Source organism: Mycobacterium sp. ST-F2, from assembly GCF_001905655.1.
In the GTDB taxonomy this organism is placed as follows: Bacteria; Actinomycetota; Actinomycetes; order Mycobacteriales; family Mycobacteriaceae; genus Mycobacterium.
In genome coordinates this window covers 1-1,293 of the sequence record NZ_JMHT01000101.1, presented here as the reverse complement: position 1 = coordinate 1,293, position 1,293 = coordinate 1, and the positions used below count along the sequence as shown (strand labels likewise).

The 1,293-nt window shown below is 62.6% G+C and carries 1 pseudogene; it reads right to left on the bottom strand.

The features are described from left to right. Positions 1–211: 211 nt before the first annotated feature. Positions 212–1,293 (bottom strand): annotated as a pseudogene (locus tag EB75_RS29525) (DEAD/DEAH box helicase); the annotation flags it as partial.

Genomic DNA, 1,293 nt, shown 5'->3' with positions numbered 1-1,293 from the left:
TCCCGGCAACGACGCGCCAACCACCTCTACACCCTCATCTGTGAAGAGCCATCAAACGCACAGGCACGCTGGACTACACGGTCAGTACCCAGTCGGGGAGCAATCCAGTGAGCGCCAATGATCCGAAGACCCTGCGCCAAGGATCAACCGACAAGCTGGGGCAATCCCCATGCAGAACGCCTTACGCATGCGCCTGGAGGCAACCGCCTCGTCATGCGTGATAGCGAATGATGCGGGCTTGGACAGTCTCCGCAGCGCCAGCCGGATCGGCGAGCCGCTCACCAAGAGTCGTGACGGCAAGGTCCGGCGGCAGCGCCACCGAAAACTTGAGCCCTGAGACGGCATCTTCGTCAACGAGTGGAACGGCATTGACCTCTGCAGCCTTGATGTCTTCGCCGGTGATCCCTTCTGGCAGAACGACACTCTCGTTCTCCACCCCGCTCGATTCCAGCCCGAGTCCTGCGAGCAGTGTCGCGTTGGCCTTCAGACCAGCCCAGGTCCACAAGCGCGCACCCCCTGCACCCCGCAGATGCATCACCAGGCCGCTCTCACTGACCTCCGCAGCGCGTTCTTCACGGAGGCGCTCCATCGCTACAGGAACGCGCTTGGACAACTCGACCTCAGGCACCGCCCCAAGCAGAACTTCTCGCTTCGCCTGGCACATCTCGAACGATTGCGTTACCGCACCGGACGGCCACTTCACATCACCTTTGGTCGAGATCTCCTCGACCCACACAGTGAAGCGCTCCCAATCGACGTGTTGCACATGCCAGCCTCGCCCAGCGAGCACAAGAGGTCGCTGCTCCCGATCCGGCCTGGCCGGAATAGCCAGCGGCGAAACAAATCCGATGTCCTTTACTCCAGCGACGACCCGCAGCTCGAGATCGGCAACGAAGGTAGAGAGGAGGTCCATGAAGTGACGCTGCCCGAACTCCTTCTCCGCGCGCGGCCCGATCATCAATAACCCTGAGTCCTCGACGAGGAACTCGTGCTCGCGCAGGTAGGCGAGTACTTCCGCACCGTCGGCGATGAGCGGAAGGTCTCCCCACCACCACGGCCAGTCCGATGCGCCGAACGCCCCTTCTTGGAGCGCCAGCGCAAGAAGTTGTTGGGCAGCAAGGTGACGTGGATGTGGTGGGGCGACTACCTTCTCGACGAATCCGCGCTCCCAGAGAAGTAGCACGGCAGCTGCGTCGAGTAGCCCGTCGAGGCTGGTGGCAAGGAACAGGGTATTGCGGCTCCTGCCCAGCCGCCCGCCGGTACGGCCGAGTCGTTGCAGGAACGAAGAAACGG